Raw genomic sequence first — 6,736 nt, 5'->3', positions numbered from 1 at the left:
GTATAAAGAAACAGTATATACTGTTTTCTTATACAGTATTGTTCAATTGTACAGGTAAATAAAATGCTGGCTCATTTAAGTGTAAATAACTTTGCTATTGTAAAATCTTTGCAGCTCGAACTCTCGAAAGGGATGACCAGTATTACTGGCGAAACCGGTGCGGGTAAATCTATTGCTATTGATGCCCTAGGCTTATGTTTAGGTGGCCGCGCTGAAGCAGGTATGGTCAGGCAAGGTGAAGAAAAAACAGAAGTGAGCGCAGCTTTCTCTTTAGAGAACAACCTACATGCGACACGCTGGCTTGAAGATAACGACCTCCTTGATGGAAATGATTGCATACTTCGACGCATTATCAGCAAAGAAGGTCGCTCGAGAGCCTTTATCAACGGCAGCCCTGTTCCCCTTTCTCAGCTCAAGTCGCTCGGTCAAATGTTAATCAATATTCATGGTCAGCATGCTCATCACCAATTGATGAAAAGTGACTACCAAATGGCCATGCTCGATCAATACGCTGGTCATACTAACCTACTCAAGAACACCCGTAATGCTTACCAAAAATGGCGCAATGCAGACAACAATCTCAAACAATTGAAAGAGAACAGCGCCACCAACCAAGCACAGAAACAACTGCTTGAATATCAAATCAAAGAGCTTAATGAGCTCTCTCTTGGCGAGGAAGAATATGAACAACTCGAACAAGAACACAAACGTCTGTCTAACAGCGGAGAGCTTGCCTCAACCTGCCAGCAGGCTATCGAGCTTATATACGAAGGTGAAGAAGTTAATGCGCTTAGTATTCTCCAATCAGCCAATCAGTCCTTAATTCAACTCGCAGAACTTGATGAAAAGCTTGTAGAGCTGCCTAATATGGTATCCGACGCGCTGATTCAGTTAGAAGAAGCAAACGCAGAGCTTCGCAGCTACCTAGACAACATTGACGTTGATCCGGCTCGTATGGCCTTTGTTGAAGAACGCTTTTCTAAGGTTATGTCGATTGCACGCAAACATCACGTCATGCCAGAAGAGCTTTACCAACACCACCAAGATTTACTTGCGCAGATAGAAGCGCTGGACTGCTCCAATGAACGTTTGGACGAGCTAGAGCAAGAACTAGAAGAGAAATACCAAGCATTTCTAGCCAGTGCTGAAAAGCTGCATAAGTCTCGCAACCGATATGCAAAAGAGCTGAATAAATTGATCTCTGCAAGCATGCACGAACTGAGTATGGAAAAAGCCAAGTTCTGTATTGATATCGACAATGAAAACACACACCCATCACCACTTGGTATGGACTCAGTGTGCTTCTTAGTGTCAACAAACCCAGGCCAACCGATGCAGCCAATTGCGAAAGTAGCATCGGGTGGTGAGCTATCTCGAATGTCGCTTGCCATTCAGGTAATCACAGCACAAAAAGTCGATACTCCAAGCCTCATTTTTGACGAAGTTGATGTCGGTATTAGTGGCCCTACCGCCGCCGTAGTTGGGAAGATGCTGCGAACCTTAGGCCAATCAACTCAAGTACTCTGCGTCACGCATCTTCCTCAAGTTGCAGGTTGCGGGCATCAACAACTGTTTGTTGCCAAATCGACGAAATCAGGAAAAACTGAAACACAAATGCATACGCTTGATACAGAAGCACGTATCTCAGAGTTAGCGCGTTTGCTTGGCGGCAGTGAAATTACCCAGTCAACGTTAGCCAACGCTAAAGAACTCTTGATAGCCGCGTAAGTAATCAATGTGACCAGAGCAACTCATTTAATCCGCTTGGGCCTTTCCAAACTAGGCCCACGAAGTTCCACTTTCCAAAAAGTTTGGGCTTTCTTTGCAACCTATCTCTAAATTCACGGTCTGAAACAGTTCATTGGTGAAGGAGTTTTTTACTTCTGCGCCGAGGTTGTTTATTATCACCGCAGTTTAATGTTCATTTGTAAAGATAGAAAATATGCAGTTTAAGAAATGGTTAATCATCGCACCGCTAGCTATCGTTATGCTAACGGGTTGCTCTGTGATAGAGAAAGTGGTTTATAGAATTGACATTAACCAAGGCAATTACATTGAGCAAGAAGCTGTCGATCAACTTAAGTTTGGTATGACTAAAGAACAAGTCCGCTATGTCATGGGCTCGCCAATGTTGATTGAAAATGGTTACCCTGACACTTGGTACTATATATACCATCACAAAGCAGGGCACAAAGACTCAGTTCAACGTAATTTGATCGTGAATTTTGATCCTTCAGGTACACTCGTTGATATCGCCGGGGAATTTCCAGCAAGTGATCAATTCTTTGAGAGCATCAACTAACACTCTCGAATCAACAGTAAATACTAAAATGGCTCGTATAAATACGAGCCATTTTTATTTGTAGAGATAAAGAGTTTGCAGAGCTTTACTGCTTAGCTTCCGCTTCTTTTTTAGCCTGTTCAGCCCTTTTACGACGAATCTCTTTGGGATCAGCCAGCAGAGGTCGATAAATCTCAATACGATCCTTATCGTGTACCGTTGCATCCAACTTAACATTGCGGCTAAAGACGCCCACTTTATTCTTGTCTAAATCAATATCGGGATAGAGTTTAAGCACCCCCGACTGCGCAATGATCTCTTCAACCGTCATTGATTTATTCACAACGAGTGTAAATACTCGCTGTTCATCTGGTAGTGCATACACAACTTCCACGTGGATCATCTCAGATTCAATACTCATAACAGCTGTACACCTGCTTTGCTCGCTGGGTAAAGGAGCTCACCATATTGCTAGTAAGTTCATTAAAGATCTTTCCAAACGCCAGTTCGATCATTTTATTGGAAAACTCAAACTCCAATTTTAGCTCGACCTTACAGGCACTTTCATCTAGAGGGGTGAAGTACCACCCGCCGGTTAGAGAACGAAAAGGGCCATCAACCAGATTCATGATAATGGACTCTCCATGATTCAACTGATTCGATGTTGTGAACGTTTTACTGATCCCGGCTTTGGAAACATCAACCGAAGCCACCATCGTCATGGGAGTAGACTCCATGACTCTAGAGCCAGAACAGCCGGGCAAAAATTCAGGATAGCTTGAAACATCATTCACCAATGCGTACATCTGCTCTGCACTAAACGAGACCAATGCAGAACGACTCACTTGCTTCATGTTAACTCCGGTACTGCTTTACTTAATCATTCAATACTGTAATTCTACGTTTATTCTCTCTTAGAGCAAATAAAGGATTTCCTAACCGAAATCCAAGCCGTATAATGCAGGCACTATGGCAAAGAAATCAAAGAATAAAGCGGGTAGCAATACCATCGCTCAAAACAAAAAAGCTCGCCACGAATATTTCATCGATGATGAAATTGAAGCTGGCTTGGAGCTACAAGGCTGGGAAGTAAAATCTCTGCGTGAAGGTAAAACCAACATAGCAGAAAGTTACGTATACATTCGTGATGGTGAAGCGTTCGTAAGTGGCATGACAATCACGCCTCTTACACAAGCCTCTACACACGTTGTTGCTAACCCGACACGTATCCGTAAATTGCTACTCTCTCGTAAAGAACTCGATAACCTTATTGGTCGTATAAATCGTGAAGGCATGACGCTTGTCGCAACCGCACTCTATTGGTCTCGCTCATGGGTGAAGCTAAAGATTGGTGTCGCCAAGGGTAAGAAACTGCACGACAAACGTACTGATATGAAAGAAAAAGACTGGGCTCGCGATAAAGCACGAATTATGAAGAGTAATTTGCGTTAATCTTGAGCACTTAAACGCAGAGCGCTAGACAGGCATAGCTTTTCTGGTACTATGCGAAGAACACTTGGGGCTGATTTAGGATTCGACAGGAATTTTGAAGTCTGAGGTGCATGCCGTGGGGCGGTTGGCCACGTAAAAAGCCGCAAAAAAATAGTCGCAAACGACGAAAACTACGCACTAGCAGCTTAATAACCTGTTGAGAGCCTTTCTGCCCTAGCTTCCGCTTGTAAGACGGGGAATAACAGAAAGTCAAACCCAAACTAGCTAGATCGGATTCTCCCGCCTGAGAGATGAAGTTCGAAATTTAATTCAGGATAGTCATTTACTAGCGTGTCGGTTCGCAGGTACTTGGTGAATTTAAAGATCGACTAAGCATGTAGTACCAATGATGAATGATTTTTGGACGCGGGTTCAACTCCCGCCAGCTCCACCAAACGTTTGGAAAGGGCCAACTCGCAAGAGTTGGCCCTTTTTATTGGTCACACCAGATTCCTTTGGAGGATGGCTAGATACCTATTTACATCTAAACCATCTTCTTCCAGTTCCCAACCTATTTATTCCATGGATTGCTACTGACACAGCACCAATTTAATGCCTTAGAAAAACACTCTATAAAACCTATGCCACTTTAACTCTATTACGCCCCTGCTTTTTGGCTTCATATAAGGCTTTATCAGCTTGCCTAAATAACTCAGTTTCATCATTACACGTACGTGAATCTGCCATGCCAAAGCTCATGGTCACATTAAGCCCTTGAGCTGTTTTCTCCCAGTTATTGTGTTCAATTGAGAGCCGAATACTTTCAATGGTTGAATGGGCTTCCACTGTGGTTAGATTCGGAATCATAACCACAATTTCTTCGCCACCGAATCGAGCAACAATAGCACCTTCGTCTACTAAGCTCTTAAAAATCGCGCCTACCTCTTTAAGCACAAGATCGCCAATTAGATGCCCAAAACCGTCATTGATAGACTTAAACCAATCCAGATCGGCTACAACAAGAGTCACCTCATTCCCAGATTCGACCTCGGATTGATAAATCTTTTTAGAATGCTCTGCAAAATAATGACGGTTATTTAAACCCGTCAGCGCATCGGTGATCGCCATTTTTTCTAACCGCTTGGTTTGTTCTAGGATTTCATCTCGTGATTCAGTTAACTCTTGATACGTTTGCTTAAGCTCTAGGCTCATTTGATTAAATGAGCCTGCCAGTACAGACACTTCATTACTTCCTCGAATATAAACCTGCTGACCTAGATTACCTTTGCCTATTTTTTCTACTGCTCCCGTCAGCGATTCCAGGTCTCGCGAAATAGTTCGGCTAACCAGTCCACCAAAAACCACGGATACAGAAAAAGCACCAAACCCTACGTACTTCAATATGCTGCTTAGCGAGTTGTAATAAGCCTCATCATGTTGGGTTAGCCCAACAACCCCGGTTTCTATAGCATACCCAACATGCTTTCCATCAAGGTAAAGCTTATCAGCACCAACAAGAGACACGGCACTAAGCTGCTCACCGAGCTGATATTCACCAAAAGGATGAAAGATAAAACCCAGGTGATCAGCCAATACAAAGCGTAGGCTGGTATTTTCATCATTATGAGGCGGAGGTGGTGGTTGCATACCTTGACGACGATTTAAACCACGAGGTGGTGGAGGAGGAACATCAAGGCGCCGACTTTGACGAACCTCAATTTGCTTACCCATTTTTAGCGCCGTGGCTTTCCCACCCCATTCGCCCTCTTCTTGCTGAAATCGAGATATTGAAGCAGTAAAGCGGTCATAATGTGCTCGCTTAGCAGAGTCGATAAACGACTGTTTTATCTGATAAGGAGCAATAATCGCTATCGCGCCAATCGTGGTTAGCGAGGTGAGCATAATGGTGAGAATAATCTTCGTTCTAAGTTTCACAGTTTCGACTCAATGGCTTTCTATACCTATAGCCTAAACCAATCGCGTAAATATTGAGTACCATATAACGGAGAATGTGAGCAGTTTATGACCAAAAAGAGAAGAATCGATCAGAAATACCTAAATATTTTCTTGCCTCTTCTAAGACCTCAGAGCCCATTTCATTGCGGAGGTGGTGTTCAATATCCTGTTCGTCATCCCTCAAAATATTTCTGAAGTCATTTTTATGTTCATTAACCTTGAAAATTGAGCAGATGATTTCAGCGAAGGTATCTCCAAAGTTTGAATCACGCCTAATATTCTCAATTGTTCGGTTTTTATTTACTTTAATGAAATAATTGTTTTTATCTTGTATGTAATCACTATCATTTAGTGATATTTGATTACCTTCACAGGTGCAAGAAATATCACTACATAAAACAAAGTTTACATTAGAGATCCACTTTGACTCTGTAGATTTTTGTGTCGCTTGTAAGTTATCAAATCTGTAAGAGAGTAAATATGGTTTTAGCCTTTGCATTTTCAGTTCAAATTCACTCGAAAGCGCGTCAACTACCTTATATTCCTCAATTTGTACTTCAATATCGTTTAAGTTTTTTACGCCAAAACATGCTGGGACTTGTTTACCACCAGAACGTTTAGGAAAGTTTAACAGTGGTTTATCTCTAATTACCTTTGAAGGTAACTTAATATTGTCACTGTAGTAAATATCAGCTTGGTTGAAATACTTTTCTTGTGTCTTTGTCTTTGCGAACAGCATGATGCCCGAATTGATAGGTTTACCATGTATTTTGAAGTGGTTTAGTACTAGCTTGTATATTTTCTGTGTATCAGTGCCATTCGGGCGAGTTGTAGGTAAATTCTGTAAAACGTTTGAAATATGATCAATCGAGAGTTTATTAAAGCTATCTTTTGCGCCTAACTTTAACAAAATTGAATCGATGTCTGGTTTGGTATAACCATATTTAGATAAAAACTCATAATCAAACGTAGAGCTATTAAATAATTCTGAAATTTTATCATCTGAAATCCAGTAGTTATTAAATAAGCCAGATTGGTGAAATTGATGGAGTAAATACGGAGTTATAT

The 6,736-nt window shown here is 41.8% G+C and carries 7 protein-coding genes and 1 other RNA gene; 4 read left to right on the top strand and 4 right to left on the bottom strand.

What is annotated here, in order from left to right; genetic code table 11:
• Positions 1-63 precede the first annotated feature (63 nt).
• Together recN and bamE are read left to right on the top strand one after the other, a co-directional pair.
• Positions 64-1,728, top strand: a complete 1,665-nt coding sequence (gene recN, locus BCU12_RS10140; RefSeq protein WP_102404190.1) for a DNA repair protein RecN — start codon at positions 64-66, stop codon at positions 1,726-1,728.
• A gap of 214 nt (positions 1,729-1,942) precedes the next feature.
• Positions 1,943-2,302 carry an outer membrane protein assembly factor BamE gene (gene bamE / locus BCU12_RS10135; RefSeq protein WP_102404189.1) on the top strand — a complete coding sequence of 120 codons (360 nt, stop codon included), beginning with the start codon at positions 1,943-1,945 and terminating at the stop codon, positions 2,300-2,302.
• A gap of 85 nt (positions 2,303-2,387) precedes the next feature.
• Here the strand turns inward: bamE and BCU12_RS10130 are convergent, their stop codons facing one another.
• Both BCU12_RS10130 and BCU12_RS10125 read right to left on the bottom strand, forming a co-directional pair.
• The gene (locus tag BCU12_RS10130) at positions 2,388-2,702 is read right to left on the bottom strand and encodes an RnfH family protein (RefSeq protein ID WP_102404188.1); all 315 of its coding nucleotides are present in this window, start codon (positions 2,700-2,702) and stop codon (positions 2,388-2,390) included.
• A complete protein-coding gene (locus BCU12_RS10125) occupies positions 2,692-3,135 on the bottom strand; it encodes an SRPBCC family protein (RefSeq protein ID WP_102404187.1) in 444 nt (147 codons plus the stop codon). Before BCU12_RS10125 ends, BCU12_RS10130 begins: the two co-directional genes overlap by 11 nt.
• A 115-nt stretch (positions 3,136-3,250) precedes the next feature.
• Between BCU12_RS10125 and smpB the strand changes: the two genes are divergently transcribed.
• On the top strand, positions 3,251-3,733 hold the full coding sequence (gene smpB / locus BCU12_RS10120) for an SsrA-binding protein SmpB (protein ID WP_102404186.1): 483 nt from the start codon (positions 3,251-3,253) through the stop codon (positions 3,731-3,733).
• 66 nt (positions 3,734-3,799) lie between these two features.
• Positions 3,800-4,166, top strand: a transfer-messenger RNA (tmRNA) gene (gene ssrA / locus BCU12_RS10115).
• Between the two features lie 185 nt (positions 4,167-4,351).
• On the opposite strand, the gene BCU12_RS10110 is transcribed toward ssrA, so the two are convergent.
• Positions 4,352-5,647, bottom strand: coding sequence for a sensor domain-containing diguanylate cyclase (locus BCU12_RS10110; RefSeq protein WP_102404185.1), 1,296 nt, complete (start codon positions 5,645-5,647; stop codon positions 4,352-4,354).
• 85 nt (positions 5,648-5,732) lie between these two features.
• Positions 5,733-6,736 (bottom strand): hypothetical protein (locus BCU12_RS23265; protein WP_157939871.1); only part of this gene is annotated, 1,004 nt, incomplete at its 5' end.

Origin of the sequence: Vibrio sp. 10N.261.55.A7, from assembly GCF_002877365.1 — a bacterium.
In the GTDB taxonomy this organism is placed as follows: domain Bacteria; phylum Pseudomonadota; class Gammaproteobacteria; order Enterobacterales; family Vibrionaceae; genus Vibrio.
This window is presented reverse-complemented; position numbering and strand designations above follow the sequence as displayed.

Bases quoted from the DNA above. Each gene is read 5' to 3' on its own strand.
- smpB (WP_102404186.1), top strand. From the start codon at position 3,251: ATGGCAAAGAAATCAAAGAATAAAGCGGGTAGCAATACCATCGCTCAA.
- bamE (WP_102404189.1), top strand. From the start codon at position 1,943: ATGCAGTTTAAGAAATGGTTAATCATCGCACCGCTAGCTATCGTTATG.
- BCU12_RS10130 (WP_102404188.1), bottom strand. From the start codon at position 2,702: ATGAGTATTGAATCTGAGATGATCCACGTGGAAGTTGTGTATGCACTA.
- recN (WP_102404190.1), top strand. From the start codon at position 64: ATGCTGGCTCATTTAAGTGTAAATAACTTTGCTATTGTAAAATCTTTG.
- BCU12_RS10125 (WP_102404187.1), bottom strand. From the start codon at position 3,135: ATGAAGCAAGTGAGTCGTTCTGCATTGGTCTCGTTTAGTGCAGAGCAG.